Annotated in this window: 14 protein-coding genes and 1 other annotated feature; of the genes, 13 read left to right on the top strand and 1 reads right to left on the bottom strand. The window is 44.8% G+C overall.

Annotated features, from left to right (window positions below):
- Positions 1-11 precede the first annotated feature (11 nt).
- From hemL to cotN, 3 genes are all read left to right on the top strand, one after another.
- On the top strand, positions 12-1,304 hold the full coding sequence (gene hemL, locus AU387_RS09355; protein ID WP_059293481.1) for a glutamate-1-semialdehyde 2,1-aminomutase: 1,293 nt from the start codon (positions 12-14) through the stop codon (positions 1,302-1,304).
- Between the two features lie 134 nt (positions 1,305-1,438).
- The gene (locus AU387_RS09350; RefSeq protein WP_059335533.1) at positions 1,439-3,763 is read left to right on the top strand and encodes a LysM peptidoglycan-binding domain-containing protein; all 2,325 of its coding nucleotides are present in this window, start codon (positions 1,439-1,441) and stop codon (positions 3,761-3,763) included.
- Between the two features lie 32 nt (positions 3,764-3,795).
- Positions 3,796-4,821: a spore coat protein CotN gene (cotN, locus tag AU387_RS09345; RefSeq protein ID WP_059335532.1), complete on the top strand. Its 1,026-nt coding sequence runs from the start codon at positions 3,796-3,798 to the stop codon at positions 4,819-4,821.
- A 19-nt stretch (positions 4,822-4,840) separates the two neighbouring features.
- On the opposite strand, the gene AU387_RS09340 is transcribed toward cotN, so the two are convergent.
- Positions 4,841-5,032 carry a hypothetical protein gene (locus tag AU387_RS09340; protein WP_024122364.1) on the bottom strand — a complete coding sequence of 64 codons (192 nt, stop codon included), beginning with the start codon at positions 5,030-5,032 and terminating at the stop codon, positions 4,841-4,843.
- 166 nt (positions 5,033-5,198) lie between these two features.
- Positions 5,199-5,421 (top strand) — a binding site (T-box leader).
- 59 nt (positions 5,422-5,480) lie between these two features.
- Between AU387_RS09340 and valS the strand changes: the two genes are divergently transcribed.
- From valS to minC, 10 genes are all read left to right on the top strand, one after another.
- Positions 5,481-8,123, top strand: a complete 2,643-nt coding sequence (gene valS / locus AU387_RS09335) for a valine--tRNA ligase (RefSeq protein ID WP_059335531.1) — start codon at positions 5,481-5,483, stop codon at positions 8,121-8,123.
- Between the two features lie 59 nt (positions 8,124-8,182).
- Positions 8,183-9,475 carry a bifunctional folylpolyglutamate synthase/dihydrofolate synthase gene (locus tag AU387_RS09330; protein ID WP_059335530.1) on the top strand — a complete coding sequence of 431 codons (1,293 nt, stop codon included), beginning with the start codon at positions 8,183-8,185 and terminating at the stop codon, positions 9,473-9,475.
- A gap of 141 nt (positions 9,476-9,616) precedes the next feature.
- Positions 9,617-10,363, top strand: a complete 747-nt coding sequence (locus AU387_RS09325) for a prepilin peptidase (protein ID WP_044154157.1) — start codon at positions 9,617-9,619, stop codon at positions 10,361-10,363.
- Positions 10,364-10,475: 112 nt separating this feature from the next.
- On the top strand, positions 10,476-11,492 hold the full coding sequence (locus AU387_RS09320) for an SPOR domain-containing protein (RefSeq protein WP_415868787.1): 1,017 nt from the start codon (positions 10,476-10,478) through the stop codon (positions 11,490-11,492).
- A 150-nt stretch (positions 11,493-11,642) separates the two neighbouring features.
- Complete coding sequence (locus tag AU387_RS09315) at positions 11,643-12,212, top strand: Maf family nucleotide pyrophosphatase (RefSeq protein WP_044154168.1); 570 nt, start codon at positions 11,643-11,645, stop codon at positions 12,210-12,212.
- 37 nt (positions 12,213-12,249) lie between these two features.
- A complete protein-coding gene (gene radC / locus AU387_RS09310) occupies positions 12,250-12,945 on the top strand; it encodes a RadC family protein (RefSeq protein ID WP_044154171.1) in 696 nt (231 codons plus the stop codon).
- A 90-nt stretch (positions 12,946-13,035) separates the two neighbouring features.
- Entirely contained in the window at positions 13,036-14,049 is a 1,014-nt protein-coding gene (gene mreB / locus AU387_RS09305; protein ID WP_010335164.1) for a cell shape-determining protein MreB, read from the top strand.
- A gap of 30 nt (positions 14,050-14,079) precedes the next feature.
- On the top strand, positions 14,080-14,952 hold the full coding sequence (mreC, locus tag AU387_RS09300) for a rod shape-determining protein MreC (protein WP_010335163.1): 873 nt from the start codon (positions 14,080-14,082) through the stop codon (positions 14,950-14,952).
- Entirely contained in the window at positions 14,949-15,467 is a 519-nt protein-coding gene (mreD, locus tag AU387_RS09295; protein WP_010335162.1) for a rod shape-determining protein MreD, read from the top strand. The genes mreC and mreD overlap by 4 nt, the downstream gene beginning before the upstream one ends.
- 52 nt (positions 15,468-15,519) lie before the next feature.
- Positions 15,520-16,200: a septum site-determining protein MinC gene (gene minC, locus AU387_RS09290; RefSeq protein WP_024122354.1), complete on the top strand. Its 681-nt coding sequence runs from the start codon at positions 15,520-15,522 to the stop codon at positions 16,198-16,200.
- Position 16,201: the final 1 nt, after the last annotated feature.

Here is a 16,201-nt window from a genome sequence, read left to right as displayed (position 1 = left end):
AGTTGAGGCAGATGAGAAGCTATGAAAAATCAAAAGCGGCTTTTAAAGAAGCGCAAAAACTCATGCCGGGCGGTGTAAACAGCCCCGTTCGCGCCTTTAAATCGGTAGACATGGACCCGATTTTTATGGAGCGAGGAAAAGGCTCTAAAATCTATGATATTGATGGAAATGAGTATATTGATTACGTCTTGTCATGGGGGCCTTTAATTTTAGGACACACAAATGACCGCGTTGTAGAGAGCCTCAAAAAAGTGGCTGAATACGGGACAAGCTTCGGGGCTCCGACTGAGGTGGAAAATGAATTGGCGAAGCTCGTCATTGACCGAGTGCCGTCAGTAGAAATTGTACGGATGGTCAGCTCGGGAACCGAGGCGACCATGAGCGCGCTTCGTTTGGCAAGAGGATATACAGGCCGCAATAAGATTTTAAAATTTGAGGGCTGCTACCATGGACACGGAGATTCTCTGCTGATTAAAGCGGGTTCAGGAGTGGCAACACTCGGTCTGCCTGACAGCCCGGGCGTACCTGAAGGAATAGCGAAAAACACCATCACCGTTCCGTACAATGATTTAGAAAGTGTAAAGCTTGCATTCCAACAGTTCGGTGAAGACATTGCAGGCGTCATCGTAGAACCGGTTGCCGGAAACATGGGAGTAGTTCCGCCGCAAGAAGGCTTCCTGCAAGGATTGCGTGATATTACTGAACAGTACGGCACGCTGCTGATTTTTGATGAAGTCATGACTGGCTTCCGGGTCGATTACAAATGCGCTCAAGGCTATTTCGGCGTAACGCCTGATCTGACTTGCTTAGGAAAAGTGATCGGGGGCGGACTGCCTGTCGGCGCTTATGGCGGTAAAGCCGAAATTATGGAGCGGATCGCTCCGAGCGGTCCGATTTATCAGGCAGGTACGCTGTCAGGCAACCCGCTTGCGATGACGGCTGGACTCGAAACATTAAAGCAGCTCACGCCTGAATCATACAAGACCTTTATGAAAAAAGGCGACAGGCTGGAAGAAGGCATTTCAAAAGCGGCAGAGGCGCACGGTATTCCGCATACCTTTAACCGCGCAGGTTCAATGATCGGTTTCTTCTTTACAAATGAACCTGTCATCAATTATGAAACAGCCAAAGCATCGGATTTGAAGCTGTTTGCCAAGTATTATAAAGGAATGGCAAACGAAGGTGTGTTCCTTCCGCCGTCTCAATTTGAAGGGCTTTTCCTCTCGACGGCTCATACTGATGAAGATATTGAAAAAACAATTCAGGCAGCTGAGAACGTATTCGCAGAGATCAGCCGCGGATAAGTACGATAAAAACCGGTATCAAGGACATCCTTGTACCGGTTTTTCTATGCTTCCCCATTCATATTTTCTCCATTTCATACATACACCTTTAGTGACATCTAATTTTAAGGATTAGATGAAAGGAGGATATGAACTTGCCGCAAAATCATCGATTGCAATTTTCTGTAGAAGAATCGATCTGTTTCCAAAAAGGACAGGAAGTTTCTGAACTGCTTTCCATTTCATTAGATCCTGATATTAGGGTTCAGGAAGTAAATGATTACGTTTCAATCAGAGGATCGCTTGAACTTACAGGTGAGTACAACATAGATCAGAGCAAAAATACTGAAGAGTTTTATACCGATAAGCGGTTTGTCGAAGAGGTCAGAACGAGAGAGGATGGAACTGCGGAACTGACTCATTGTTTCCCTGTCGATATTACCATCCCGAAAAATAAAGTCAGTCATCTACATGAAGTTTTTGTGTTTATTGATGCATTTGACTATCAACTAACAGACTCGCGTATCCTAACGATCCAGGCTGATTTAGCAATAGAAGGCCTTCTTGATGACACAGCAGACAGGGAGCAAGACATTCCTCTCTATGAAGCTCCTGATGAAGGTTTTTCTGAGCCGCCAGAGCTATTTGCTTTAGAAGCAGAGGACAGCGTAGAAGAAGCGCCAGCCGAGCCGCCGGAGCTTGTTGTCTCGGAAACGAGGCTTCGTGAAGAGCAGGAAAATGAAGAGGAAGAAGCTGAGCGGCCAGAGCCATTGGCTTTGAAATCAGAGGACAGCGAAGATATAAAGGCGGAAGAAGCGCCAGCTGAGCCGCCGGAGCTTCTAGTCTCGGAAACGAGGCTTCGTGAAGAGCAGGAAAATGAAGAGGAAGAAGCTGAGCGGTCAGAGCCATTGGCTTTGAAACCAGAGGACAGCGAAGATATAAAGGCGGAAGAAGCGCCAGCTGAGCCGCCAGAGCTAGTTGTCTCGGAAGCGAGGCTTCGTGAAGAACAGGAAAATGAAAAGAAAGAAGCTGAGCGGTCAGAGCCATTGGCTTTAAAAGCGGAGGAAAGCGGCGGTATTAAAGCAGAAGAAGCGTCAGCTGAGCCGCCAGGGCTTGTTGTCTCGGAAGCGGGGCTTCGTGAAGAACAGGAAAATGAAAAGAAAGAAGCTGAGCGGTCAGCGCCATTGACTTTAAAATCAGAGGACAGCGAAGATATAAAGGCGGAAGAAGCGCCAGCTGAGCCGCCGGAGCTTGTTGTCTCGGAAGCGGGGCTTCGTGAAGAGCAAGCAGATGAAAAGGAAGAAGCTGAGCGGTCAGCGCCATTGGATTTAAAAGCAGAGGAAAGCGGCGGTATAAAAGCAGAAGAAGCGCCAGCCGAGCCGTCAGAGCTAGTTGTCTCGGAAGCGAGGCTTCGTGAAGAGCAGGCGAATGAAGAGAAAGAAACTGTACGATCAGAATCAGCTGCTTTAGAACCAGAGGGCAGCAAAGATATAAATGCGAAAGAAGCGAAGCCGCCGGAGCTCATTCTATCAGAGACAAGGCTTCGTGAGGAAGCGGAAACAATAGAAGCAGATTCCCCAAAGGCTGCTTCAGGAATAGGGATCCGCGAAAAAACAGAGACGGAAGAAGAGCAGGCTGAACTGTCAGAACCGCTTGTTTCAGAGGCGGAAATATCACTTGCTGTAGAAGCTGAGCGTGGTGAAGAAAAAACAGAAAATCCAGATTCTCCTATTCTTGAGCATGCTCTGTGTCAAGAATCCCAAAAAACAGAATCGTGGCTATCGGATCACATAGAGCCTGCACCTCGACAGGATGCAGAACAACCGGAGGAAGTCCAGGAAACTATACGTGAAGACGTTGTTTCTTTAGAAGGAAGCAGAGAGCAGGAAGAAGCGCCAGCTGCACTTTTAAAGGAAGAATCAGCAGTTCCAACCCTGCATTTTAATCAAAAGATAAGTGCTGAAGAGGAATCTCAGGAAGAAGAGCTTACGCCGGCCTACCGTACCTTCCTGCCGGAACAAGATTCAGAAGAGCATTCCTTTTATTCAGCGCCTAAGCTGCTGGAGGAAGAAGAGCAGAAGAAAGAAAGCTTTGAAATTGAAGTGAGAAAAACACCTTCACCTGAAGAACCTGAGGAAGAGGCGTCTTTTCATTCTTACCAGCTGCCAGACACTTCCGAACCTGAAAGGAAGGAAACAGATGCTGTTGCTGGGGCTGTTCCTGCTGCTCAAACAAAGGGAACTGAAACAAAGGAAAATCATAATTCTCTTTATTTAACAAAACTCTTTACAAGAGAAGAAGATGAGTTTTCTAGAATGAAAATCTGTATTGTTCAGCAGGAAGATACCATTGAACGTTTATGCGAACGGTACGACATTACCTCCCAGCAGCTGATCAGGATGAATTCTTTGGCGCTGGATGATGAATTGAAAGCAGGGCAGATTCTTTATATCCCTCAATACAACAGCAGCCATGCGTAAGTCGTAAGCGGTCGGAAAATGTGGTGAATGGAATGGAAGATGTCCAATCGGTTCTTCAGGAATACGGACTGACGGCTCAATTTATTGAGCCAGTCAGTTCTCGTGTGTGGAAAGTGTATTCAGATTATGGGGTATTTGCGCTGAAAAAAATGAAATCGGTTCGCGGCAAACATTTTACAGATCAAATGGTGGCAATTGAGGAAAAAGGCTTTCATTCGTTTGTTCCCATTTACAGAACAAATGGGGGAGAGTTTTTCTCCGGGGGCGTACAAACTGGAGACTCCTATTACTTAATGCCTTGGCTCCAATTTGACCAAGAGGAAGAGCGGGATCAGAAACATGCCTATCTATTTAGAGAAACAGCCCGCCTTCACGAGCGAACTGCGCAGGAGTTCAAGGTCAGGCGTGAAGACATTGAACGCCACTATGAACAAACGAGAAAAAAGTGGGAAAATGAAAAGATCATTTATGAACAGTTTGTAGACAGAGCTGAGAAAGAATGGTACCTGTCCCCCTTTGAATTGCAGGCTGTAACCTATTATTCAGAAACCATTTCCGCCGTGAACTTTGCGCTTGAGCGGATTAAGGACTGGTATGAAGCGGCAAAAGAAAAAGGCTCCTCAAGGGTTGTCATTACCCATGGCAGCCTGTCTATTCACCATTTTCTGTATAATGATGCGGGGACCGGATACTTTACGAATTTTGAGAGAGCGTCTGTGGGGCCGCCGCATAACGACTTGCTCGGCTTTTACACACGAATGTTCAGCGGTTTTCCAAAAGCTTGTCCGGAGTGTGTCGATTGGTTTTATGCATATACGAAAGCATTTCCTCTGCATGATGCTGAAATCAGTCTTTTTCTCAGTTACATGGCTTATCCGGCAGCGGTGTACAAAGTGCTGAACCGCTATCAGACCGGGAAAAGACAGCCTGAAAAAGATGAATGTACACACTTATTAAAGGCATACTGGCAAATGAAAAATATTGAGCCGTTTGTGATGAAAATCCATCAAATTGAACAAGAGAAAAAATTTCAGGCGGAAAACGAGTCCACGTCTTAATTGGCGCGGACTTGTTTGTTTATATCCATTCCAAATGAAGCGCACAGGCTAACAGAATCAATATTGCGAGCAGTAAGACATCAAAGGTTGTCGGAAAGAAAATAGTTCTGATACCTTGGAAAATCGTAATCGGGATAATCACTTGCGCGGATACAAGCCGAATTTGCCTGACCCACGGCGGCAGGGAATAAGAGCTGAAACGTTTCTTCACGGTGCATCCTCCTCAACGCATTTACAAGCATCATATGTATACTTGGTCAATAGGTGCCTGCCCATCTTGTATAGGACGCAGTATTTTTGGAAAAGATGATTGACGAATCAAAAACACTTTTACTATAATAAAGAACATAAATAAAGTATATAATGAGCTGATAGATACACCTGCTTAGAACGGGAAGAGTACAAGAAAGACGCATGCAGAGAGAGAAGCCGCTTGCTGAAAGGCTTCTTATGTTGTCTGATTGGAAGGTCGCCCGGGAGCATAATTTCTTGAAAGAAGAGTAGAGAAATTCGGGAAACCCCCGTTATCCGTTGAAGCGCATGAACTGACAAGGTTCATGAAAAAAGGTGGTACCGCGAAAGAGCTTTTTCGTCCTTTTCCCAAGGATGAAGGGCTCTTTTTTCGTTCTCAGCCATTTTAAACATGCTGGAGGGTTATGATGGAAACGAATGAACAAACAATGCCGACGAAATACGATCCGGCTGCGGTTGAAAAAGACCGATATGATTTTTGGCTAAAAGGTAGGTTTTTTGAAGCAGGCAGCGATCAGACAAAGGAGCCGTACTCTGTCGTTATTCCGCCGCCAAACGTAACAGGAAGGCTTCACCTTGGCCACGCTTGGGATACCACGCTGCAAGACATTGTAACAAGAATGAAACGCATGCAGGGTTATGATGTACTGTGGCTTCCGGGTATGGACCATGCCGGCATCGCGACACAGGCTAAAGTTGAAGCGAAACTTCGTGAAGAAGGCACAAGCCGTTACGATTTAGGCCGTGAGAAATTTCTTGAAGAAACGTGGAAGTGGAAGGAAGAGTATGCTGACTTCATCCGCAGCCAGTGGGCGAAATTAGGGCTTGGCCTTGATTATTCCCGTGAGCGCTTCACGCTTGATGAAGGCTTAAACAGAGCGGTTCGCGAAGTGTTCGTCAAACTTTATGAAAAAGGCTTGATCTACAGAGGCGAATACATCATAAATTGGGACCCTGCAACAAAAACAGCTTTATCAGACATTGAGGTCATTTACAAGGATGTTCAAGGCGCGTTTTATCACATGAGCTATCCGCTTGCTGACGGATCAGGTTCAATTGAAATCGCGACGACACGTCCAGAAACGATGCTTGGTGATTCAGCCGTTGCGGTTCACCCTGAAGATGAGCGCTACAAGCACCTTATCGGAAAAACGGTTATTCTGCCTATCACAAATCGTGAAATACCGATTGTCGGCGATGACTATGTTGATATGGAATTTGGTTCAGGTGCGGTGAAAATTACGCCTGCCCATGATCCGAACGACTTCGAGCTTGGCAACCGCCATAACTTAGAGCGCATTCTTGTCATGAATGAAGACGGCACGATGAATGAAAATGCGCTGCAATATCAAGGCATGGATCGCTTTGAATGCCGCAAAAAGCTCGTTAAAGATTTACAGGAGGCAGGCGTTCTCTTCAAAATCGAGGATCATCTGCACTCTGTCGGGCATAGTGAACGAAGCGGAGCGGTTGTTGAACCTTATCTTTCTACCCAATGGTTTGTGCGCATGCAGCCGCTTGCTGATGCAGCAATAGAATTGCAAGAGAAAGAAGAAAAAGTCAACTTTGTTCCTGACCGCTTCGAAAAAACGTATTTGCATTGGATGGAAAATATCCGCGATTGGTGTATTTCCCGTCAATTATGGTGGGGCCACCGCATTCCTGCCTGGTATCATAAAGAAACAGGCGAGTTATATGTCGGTCTTGAAGCGCCGGAGGACAGCGAAAATTGGGAGCAGGATACAGACGTGCTGGATACATGGTTTAGTTCTGCGCTCTGGCCTTTCTCCACTATGGGCTGGCCTGATTTGACAGCTGAAGACTTTAAACGCTATTATCCGACTGACGTTCTCGTTACAGGCTACGACATCATTTTCTTCTGGGTGTCACGCATGATTTTCCAAGGGATTGAATTTACTGGTGAACGTCCGTTTAAAGATGTTTTAATCCATGGCTTAATCCGTGATGAGCAAGGCAGAAAAATGAGTAAATCTCTTGGCAACGGTGTCGATCCGATGGACGTGATTGACAAGTACGGAGCCGATTCCCTTCGCTATTTCCTGGCGACTGGAAGCTCTCCTGGCCAAGATCTTCGCTTCAGCTATGAAAAAGTGGAATCGACTTGGAATTTTGCCAATAAAATTTGGAACGCTTCTCGTTTCGCGTTAATGAACATGGACGGCATGACATATGATGAGCTTGATCTGTCAGGCGAAAAATCAGTAGCTGACAAGTGGATTTTAACGCGATTAAATGAAACGATCGAGCACGTGACCCAGCTTGCTGACCGATATGAATTTGGTGAAGTCGGCCGCCATTTATATAACTTTATTTGGGACGATTTCTGTGATTGGTATATTGAAATGGCGAAGCTTCCGCTTTACGGAGAAGACGAAGCGGCTAAGAAAACAACCCGTTCCATCCTTGCTTATGTTCTGGATCAAACGATGCGCCTGCTCCATCCGTTTATGCCATTCTTAACGGAGGAAATTTGGCAGCACCTGCCGCACCAAGGAGAATCCATTACTGTAAGCACATGGCCTGTTGTTGTGCCTGAGCATACAGACACTGAAGCTGCTGCTGACATGAAGCTTCTCGTTGAGCTGATCCGTTCTGTGCGTAATATCCGCAGCGAAGTAAACACACCGATGAGCAAGCAAGTTGAATTGTACATTAAAGCGAGCACGGACGAGGTCGCAGCCCGTCTCGAAGCAAACCGTTCTTATGTGGAACGCTTTACAAATCCGAGCGTGCTGAAAATCGGTACAGATATCGAAGCTGTTGATAAAGCAATGACGGCAGTTGTCACAGGAGCAGAGGTCATACTTCCGCTTGAAGGTTTAATTAATATCGATGAAGAAATCGCCCGTCTGCAAAAAGAATTCGATAAGCTGACGAAAGAGGTCGAGCGTGTCCAAAAGAAACTTGGAAACGAAGGATTTATAAAAAAAGCGCCTGCGCACGTAATTGATGAAGAACGTGAGAAAGAGAAAGATTATGTGGCAAAGCGTGACGCTGTTCAAAAACGAATGGCTGAGCTGAAGGGCTAATGAAAAGCCGAGGCGGTTTCTTGAGAAACCGCCTTGTCTTATAAAAGAGGGGATTATCATTGTTTACTGCATATGAAGAAGCGCGCAGCTGGATTCACAGCCGTCTGAAATTCGGAGTGAAGCCCGGTCTTGATCGAATGAAGCAGCTGATGGCGCGATTGGACCATCCTGAAAAGAATATCCGCGCGCTCCACGTGGCGGGAACAAACGGCAAAGGATCAACTGTCGCTTTTATCCGTTCTATGCTGCAAGAAGCGGGATACACTGTCGGTACGTTTACATCGCCTTATATCATCACATTTAATGAGCGCATCAGCGTAAACGGCACACCTATTACAGATGAGGAGTGGGTCACACTCGTTAATCAGGTGAAACCGATCGTGGAAGAGCTTGATCAAACTGAACACGGTCAGCCGACAGAATTTGAAATTATGACGGCTTGTGCATTTTTATATTTTGCTGCGTATCATAAGGTCGATTTTGTTATTTTTGAAACAGGTCTGGGCGGAAGGTACGATTCTACCAATGTTGTCGAGCCGCTTTTAACTGTCATCACAAGCATCGGACACGACCATATGAACATTTTAGGAAACACCATTGAAGAAATCGCAGGCGAAAAAGCCGGGATTATAAAAGAAGGCATTCCGATCGTGACAGCCGTTACCCAGCCGGAAGCCTTACAGGTAATCCGGCATGAAGCTGAACGAAAGTCTGCTCCTTTTCAGTCATTGCATGATACAAGCAGGATTTATAATGAAAAGGCTCTCCCTGCAGGAGAACAGTTTTCTTTAAAAACCGGAGAAACGTGTTATGAAGATATTCGAACATCTCTCATCGGTACGCATCAAAGACAAAATGCGGCATTGTCCATTTTGGCTGCCGAGTGGCTTAACAGGGAAAACATTGCTGAATTGAGTGATGCTGCGTTAAGAAGCGGGCTCATAAAGGCTGCTTGGCCGGGCAGATTAGAGTTGGTTCAGGAACATCCGCCGGTATATTTAGACGGCGCCCATAATGAAGAAGGGATCGATAAGCTGACTGAAACGATGAAGCAGTGTTTCCCAGATTCCGATATTTGTGTGGTGTTTAGTGCGTTAAAGGATAAGCCGTATCATGACATGATTAAGAAACTGGAAACGATCGCGCACTCGATTCATTTTGCTTCTTTTGATTTTCCGCGTGCTTCTCTAGCGAAAGATCTGTATGATGCTAGTGAAATCAGCAGCAAAAGCTGGAATGAAGATCCGGAGCATGTGATCAAATTAATAGAAAGCAAAAAAGGCTCAAATAATATCGTGCTCATTACGGGATCACTTTATTTTATTTCTGACATTCGAAAAAGAATGCTGTAATGACTTTGGCCCGGCAGAATCAATAATGATATTCTGCCGGGATTTTTTCTGTCAAAATCTAAAATTGCTTATTATAGATCAATATGCTTGCTGTGCTACAATCCATAGCATAATCCTAAAGAGAGTAAAGGTGTGTTGTCTATGATTCCGATTCTTTTTGTCCTCGGCCTTATCCTCGGTTCATTTTATTATACGGTTGGATGCCGTATCCCCTTGCACATATCCATCATAAGTCCGCGTTCGGCATGTTCTTTTTGCCGTCGAACCCTAACCCCGACGGAATTAATCCCTGTTTTATCTTTTATTCTGCAAAAAGGCAATTGCAAAAGCTGCGGCCAAAAGCTCTCTCTTATGTACCCGGCGGCAGAGCTCTCGACAGCGAGTTTATTTGCAGCCGCGGGATTTCGTTTCGGTTTGTCTTGGGAACTGATTGTTGCGTTGCTGTTTCTATCTCTTCTAATTATTGTTTCTGTGACAGATATTCACTTTATGCTGATTCCAAATCGCATATTGCTATTCTTTCTTCCCTTTCTGGCGGCTGGCAGAATCATTTCTCCGCTTCTTTCTTGGTATGAAGGCTTTATAGGCGCGGCTGCCGGTTTTCTTTTACTGGCCTTTATTGCCGTCATCACTCATGGAGGAATAGGGGGAGGGGATATTAAATTATTTGCCGTTATCGGCCTTGTGCTTGGTGTAAAAATGCTTGCTGCCGCCTTTTTCTTTTCTGTTCTTATAGGCGCATTGTACGGAGCTGCCGCTGTACTGTTCGGAAGGCTGGCCAGAAAACAGCCGATTCCCTTTGCCCCGGCAATTGCAGCAGGAAGCATTTTCGCTTATTTATACGGTGACTCTATCATATCCTTTTATGTCAAAACGGCGTTAGGCTGACTGATGAAAAATTTGACGAACGTTTTTTGGACAAGACGACAAAAGTCTTGTTCTTTTTTTTTCGCCTATGCTAAAGTGTGTAGCATGAAAAGCCACAAGAACGGTCACACAAATGAAGGGAGGAAGCAGAATTGAAAAAAAGGAAGCAAAAAAAATCAGTAAAGCGGAAGAAAAAGCCCTTAAGGTGACGATTAATGGAAAAGAAGAAACAGTTTACGAACAAGAGACACCGAAGACAGAGCAAGAAAAAGACATGACGTTTTCAAATTGGGAGGAAAAGAGAAAGGCGGAGCAGGAGGTTGCGGCATCCCATGAACATCCTGATGAAGATGAATTCAACTGGGATTCAGACGAGGATAAGGTGTTTAAAGATGACCCCAAAGTTGTTCCGCCTTATCAAAAGAAGAAATCGAAGCTCTATTCAAAAGGAAAGTCAGGGGCGGCCAAGCCGGTAAAAAGAGTGGCGGCGACAATTGCCTTTGCGGCGGTTTTAGGCACAGGCTTAGGGCTATTCGCATTGAATATATCAGGCAATAAAGAAGCGTCGGCGCCAGCCTCCTTAGATGATTCTTTAGGCAGCCAGACGGCAAAAGCAGGAGATACATCTGCGGAGAAACAAAGCACCGGCGGAGAAAAACAAGCGGCACAAACGGAAGGTACATATAAAACATATGCAGTTCAAGCAGGAAAGTTTTCAAATGAAAAGGGTGCTGAGACGTTAACTGAACAGCTGACTGAAAAAGGATATTCCGCCGTCTCCCTGTCAAAGGATGACGGGTACACGTATGTCATTGCGGGCCTGGCAAATGATAAGGCTGTATCACAGCAGTTAGGGCAGCTTTTGATCGACAGCGATTTTGAAGCTTGGGGAGGCAAGGAATTATCCTTATCAATAGAGTCGGATATGACAGATTCTTTCAAGAAAACAGCAGAGCTCTCTGCGAAGGCGATCCTCGGAGAAGATATCACAAAAGCAAGTGTTAAAAAAATAGAAAAGTCGCTCGGTGAATCAGAAGCGGCTGAAACGGGAGAGAAAAAAGCAGTTTTGCAGGCGTTAAAGGAATTAGAGGACCCAAGTGCTGAAGCCGGATGGAAGGCTCAGCAGCAGCTTTTAGCCGTAGTTAAATAATAGAAAGTGCCTGAGCCTTCGTCCTTAGTGACAGGCTTTTTTTATTTTGTCATGAAAAAGTTATTTTTCTGAAATTGTGGCGAGCCTCATGATTTGGTAGGATAAATGAGTATCTTTTTTTCTTAAGCAAACCCTGAAAGGATGACGAACATGGCTAAGCCGCTTATACTTGCATCACAATCTCCGCGAAGAAAAGAACTCCTCGATCTGCTTCAGATTCCCTACACCATTATTGTCAGTGAAGTAGAGGAAAAATTAAATCGAAACTTTTCACCTGAAGAAAACGTCCAATGGTTGGCAAAACAAAAAGCTAAGGCTGTGGCCGATCTCAATCCGGGCGCAATCGTAATCGGTGCTGATACAATGGTATGTCTTGACGGTGAGTGCCTTGGCAAACCGCAAGATCAAGAAGAAGCCGCTGCTATGCTTCGCAGGCTTTCCGGCCGTAGTCATTCAGTGATAACCGCTGTCAGTATTCAAGCCGCAAATCACAGCGAAACGTTCTATGATAAGACAGAGGTTGTGTTTTGGCCCCTCAGTGAAGAAGAGATTTGGACTTATATTGAAACGAAAGAGCCGATGGATAAAGCAGGTGCTTACGGCATCCAAGGAAAAGGCGCACTTTTTGTAAAAAAAATAGACGGAGATTATTATTCAGTCGTAGGGCTCCCTATATCAAAAACAATGAGAGTTCTGAAGGATTTTGATGTAGAAGCCTGACGATTTTTATAAACGGGAAGGGAAAGAAAAGGAGGGCTTGATCATACACGATCTGCCATTAAAACTCAGAGATTTCCCAAAGAAAGAAAAACCTAGAGAACGGCTGCTGAAAGTCGGAGCCGAGAACTTAGCAAACAACGAACTTTTGGCTATTTTATTGCGGACAGGCACAAAGAACGAATCTGTTATGAACCTTTCAAACAGGCTTCTGCGCTCGTTTGACGGGCTGCGTCTGCTGAAAGAAGCTTCCGTTGAGGAGCTGTCCAGCATCCCGGGAATCGGTCTGGTGAAGGCTGTGCAAATACTGGCAGCAGTTGAACTGGGAAGCCGTATTCATAAACTAGCCAATGAAGAACATGTTGTAATCCGCTCCCCGGAAGACGGCGCAAACCTGGTCATGGAGGATATGCGCTTTTTAACCCAGGAGCATTTTGTCTGTTTATATTTAAATACAAAAAACCAAGTCATCCATAAACGCACTGTTTTTATCGGAAGTCTGAATTCATCTATTGTCCACCCCCGGGAGGTATTTAAAGAAGCGTTCAAACGATCTGCCGCTTCCTTTATTTGTATCCACAATCATCCTTCGGGGGATCCGACGCCGAGCAGGGAAGATATTGAAGTGACAAGACGGCTGTTTGAATGCGGAAACCTGATTGGCATCGAGCTGCTTGACCATTTGGTGATTGGCGACAAAAAATTTGTGAGTTTAAAGGAAAAAGGATATTTGTAACACTTTTTTTTCGTCGAATTAAGCTATAATAGAGTTTATGAGTTTTTCCCTTTAGGGTATTTTTGCTTTAAGAAAGGAAGATACATACATATGTTTGGAATTGGTACAAGAGACCTTGGTATAGATCTTGGAACTGCGAATACGCTTGTTTTTGTGAAAGGTAAAGGAATTGTTGTGAGAGAGCCGTCAGTCGTTGCTCTGCAAACGGATACGAAATCGATTGTTGCTGTCGGAAATGATGCGAAAAATATGATCGGACGGACTCCTGGAAACGTAGTGGCTCTTCGCCCGATGAAAGACGGCGTTATCGCTGATTATGAAACAACGGCTACCATGATGAAATATTACATCAATCAAGCCATTAAAAATAAAGGCATGTTTGCCAGAAAACCTTATGTGATGGTTTGTGTGCCATCCGGCATTACTGCGGTTGAAGAGCGTGCTGTTATCGATGCGACAAGACAAGCAGGAGCGCGTGACGCGTATCCGATCGAAGAACCGTTTGCTGCGGCTATCGGCGCCAATCTGCCGGTTTGGGAACCGACTGGAAGCATGGTTGTTGATATCGGTGGCGGAACGACAGAAGTTGCGATTATTTCCCTCGGAGGTATTGTAACATCTCAATCCATCCGCGTTGCCGGTGATGAAATGGACGATGCGATTATCAACTACATCAGAAAAACATACAACCTGATGATCGGGGACCGCACTGCTGAAGCGATTAAAATGGATATCGGCTCTGCTGAATCCGCAGAAGAATCCGATAAAATGGAAATCCGCGGACGTGACTTGCTGACTGGTCTGCCGAAAACGATCGAAATTACTGGAAAAGAAATTTCTAATGCTTTGCGTGACACTGTGTCAACCATTGTAGAGGCAGTTAAAAGCACACTTGAAAAAACACCGCCTGAGCTTGCCGCAGATATCATGGACAGAGGTATTGTGTTAACCGGCGGCGGAGCGCTTCTTCGTAATTTGGACAAAGTCATCAGCGAAGAAACAAAAATGCCGGTCCTTATCGCTGAAGACCCGCTTGATTGTGTAGCGATCGGTACAGGAAAAGCACTGGAGCACATTCATCTTTTCAAAGGAAAAACAAGATAATCGGGAGTTCAATAGAAGAGGTGTAACACGATGCCGAATAAACGGTTAATGCTATTACTTCTGTGTATTATCATATTGGTGGCTATGATTGGATTTTCGCTGAAGGACGGCCGTAATACCACCTGGCCTGAGAAACTGATCGGTGATACGACGGGAGTATTTCAAAACATTTTTCATACGCCTGCCGAATTTTTTGCAGGGATATTTGAGAACATTAGTGATTTAAAAAACACATACGAAGAAAACGAGCGTCTGAGAGAAAAGCTTGACGGACAGACAAAATATGAAGCCAAGCTCCAAGAACTTGAAGACGAAAACAAATCCTTGCGTGACGAACTCGGCCATGTGAAATCAATAAAAGATTACAAGCCGATTTTGGCGACAGTCATTGCCAGAAGCCCTGATAACTGGGCGAAGCAGGTGACCATTAACAAAGGGACTCAGCAAAACGTAGCGAAAGATATGGCTGTAACGAACGAAAAAGGCGCATTAATCGGGAAGATTAAAAGCTCCGGCCTTAATAACTTTACGTCTACGGTCCAGCTTTTAAGCGATACTGACCGGAATAACAGAGTCGCAACAACCATTTCCGGGAAAAAAGGCAGCAAAGGCTACGGTTTAATCGAAGGCTATGATAAAGACAAAAAACGGCTGAAGATGACCATAATCGAACGCAAGGATAAACAAGACGTGAAAAAAGGCGATCTGATTGAAACGTCGGGCACAGGAGGCGTATTTCCAGAAGGGCTGACAATCGGTGAAGTGACTGAGATCGAGTCTGACTCTTATGGATTAACGAAAGTTGCCTATGTAAAACCTGCGGCTGATCTTTCTGATTTAAATAATGTGATCGTTGTTAATCGTGATGTGCCGACTGTCGATACAGAGGAGGAAGGATCGTGAAACGTTTCCTTCTCCCTTTCGTTATGATGTTGGTTTTTTCAGCGGAAAGCATCTTTACTGATCTGGTGCATTTCCCGTTCGTCACGGATGACCAGGTGCTCGTCCCGCGTTTTCTGATGCTTGTGCTGATTTTTATGTCGGCTTTTATCAATCAAAAACACGCGGTGATCTACGGTTTTATTTTCGGCTTTCTATATGATATGAATTATACAAGTCTATTAGGTGTTTATATGTTTGGCTTTGCGGGGCTAAGCTATTTGGCGTCAAAAGCGTTTAAAGTGCTGCACACAAACGCTTTTGTCGTCATCCTGATTGCTGTTCTCGCAGTTTGCCTGCTTGAATTTTATGTATTCGGCATTCAGTCGCTGATTCACAAAGACATTATGACGTTTAATGGCTTTGTGTTAGACCGGTTTATACCGACAGTTTTATTAAATATGATAAGCGCACTCATCCTGGTTCTCCCATTTAGATTATTTTTTATGAGTCTAAAGAAAGAATTGAGAGATGAGTAAAAAGGATTTTATCTTTTTTTGACGAAATGAGTATGTTGTTGAGGTGAATATTGTGAAGACCAAAAAGCAGCAATATGTAACGATAAAAGGAACAAAGAATGGTTTGACATTGCATCTTGATGATGCATGTTCTTTTGATGAGCTTCTCGATGGTCTTCAGAATATGCTGTCAATTGAACAATATACAGATGGAAAAGGCCAGAAAATCAGCGTTCACATTAAGCTGGGCAATCGCTGCTTATATCAGGAGCAAGAGGAACAGCTGACCGAATTAATTGCGTCAAAGAAAGATTTGTTTGTTCATTCTATTGAGAGTGAAGTCATTACTAAAAAAGAAGCACAGCGTATGAAAGAGGAAGCTGAAATTATTTCTGTTTCAAAAATTGTCCGTTCAGGCCAAGTGCTCGAGGTGAAGGGCGATTTGCTTCTCATCGGAGATGTGAACCCGGGCGGGACAGTCAGAGCCGGCGGAAACATTTTTGTTCTGGGTTCGCTGAAAGGGATTGCCCACGCCGGATTTAACGGAAATAATCATGCGGTCATTGCTGCCTCTGAAATGCTGCCGACACAGTTAAGAATCAATCACGTGTTAAATCGCTCCCCAGACCACATTCAAAAAGGGAACGAAATGGAATGTGCTTATTTAGATACAGACGGAAATATGGTCATTGAACGCCTTCAACATTTGGCTCATTTAAGACCTGATCTAACAAGGCTTGAGGGAGGAATGTGAA

Source organism: Bacillus halotolerans (assembly GCF_001517105.1).
In the GTDB taxonomy this organism is placed as follows: Bacteria; Bacillota; Bacilli; order Bacillales; family Bacillaceae; genus Bacillus; species Bacillus halotolerans.
This window is presented reverse-complemented; position numbering and strand designations above follow the sequence as displayed.

Bases quoted from the DNA above. Each gene is read 5' to 3' on its own strand.
- hemL (WP_059293481.1), top strand. From the start codon at position 12: ATGAGAAGCTATGAAAAATCAAAAGCGGCTTTTAAAGAAGCGCAAAAA.
- cotN (WP_059335532.1), top strand. From the start codon at position 3,796: ATGGAAGATGTCCAATCGGTTCTTCAGGAATACGGACTGACGGCTCAA.
- valS (WP_059335531.1), top strand. From the start codon at position 5,481: ATGGAAACGAATGAACAAACAATGCCGACGAAATACGATCCGGCTGCG.
- AU387_RS09325 (WP_044154157.1), top strand. From the start codon at position 9,617: ATGATTCCGATTCTTTTTGTCCTCGGCCTTATCCTCGGTTCATTTTAT.
- AU387_RS09320 (WP_415868787.1), top strand. From the start codon at position 10,476: ATGAAGGGAGGAAGCAGAATTGAAAAAAAGGAAGCAAAAAAAATCAGT.
- AU387_RS09315 (WP_044154168.1), top strand. From the start codon at position 11,643: ATGGCTAAGCCGCTTATACTTGCATCACAATCTCCGCGAAGAAAAGAA.
- mreB (WP_010335164.1), top strand. From the start codon at position 13,036: ATGTTTGGAATTGGTACAAGAGACCTTGGTATAGATCTTGGAACTGCG.
- mreC (WP_010335163.1), top strand. From the start codon at position 14,080: ATGCCGAATAAACGGTTAATGCTATTACTTCTGTGTATTATCATATTG.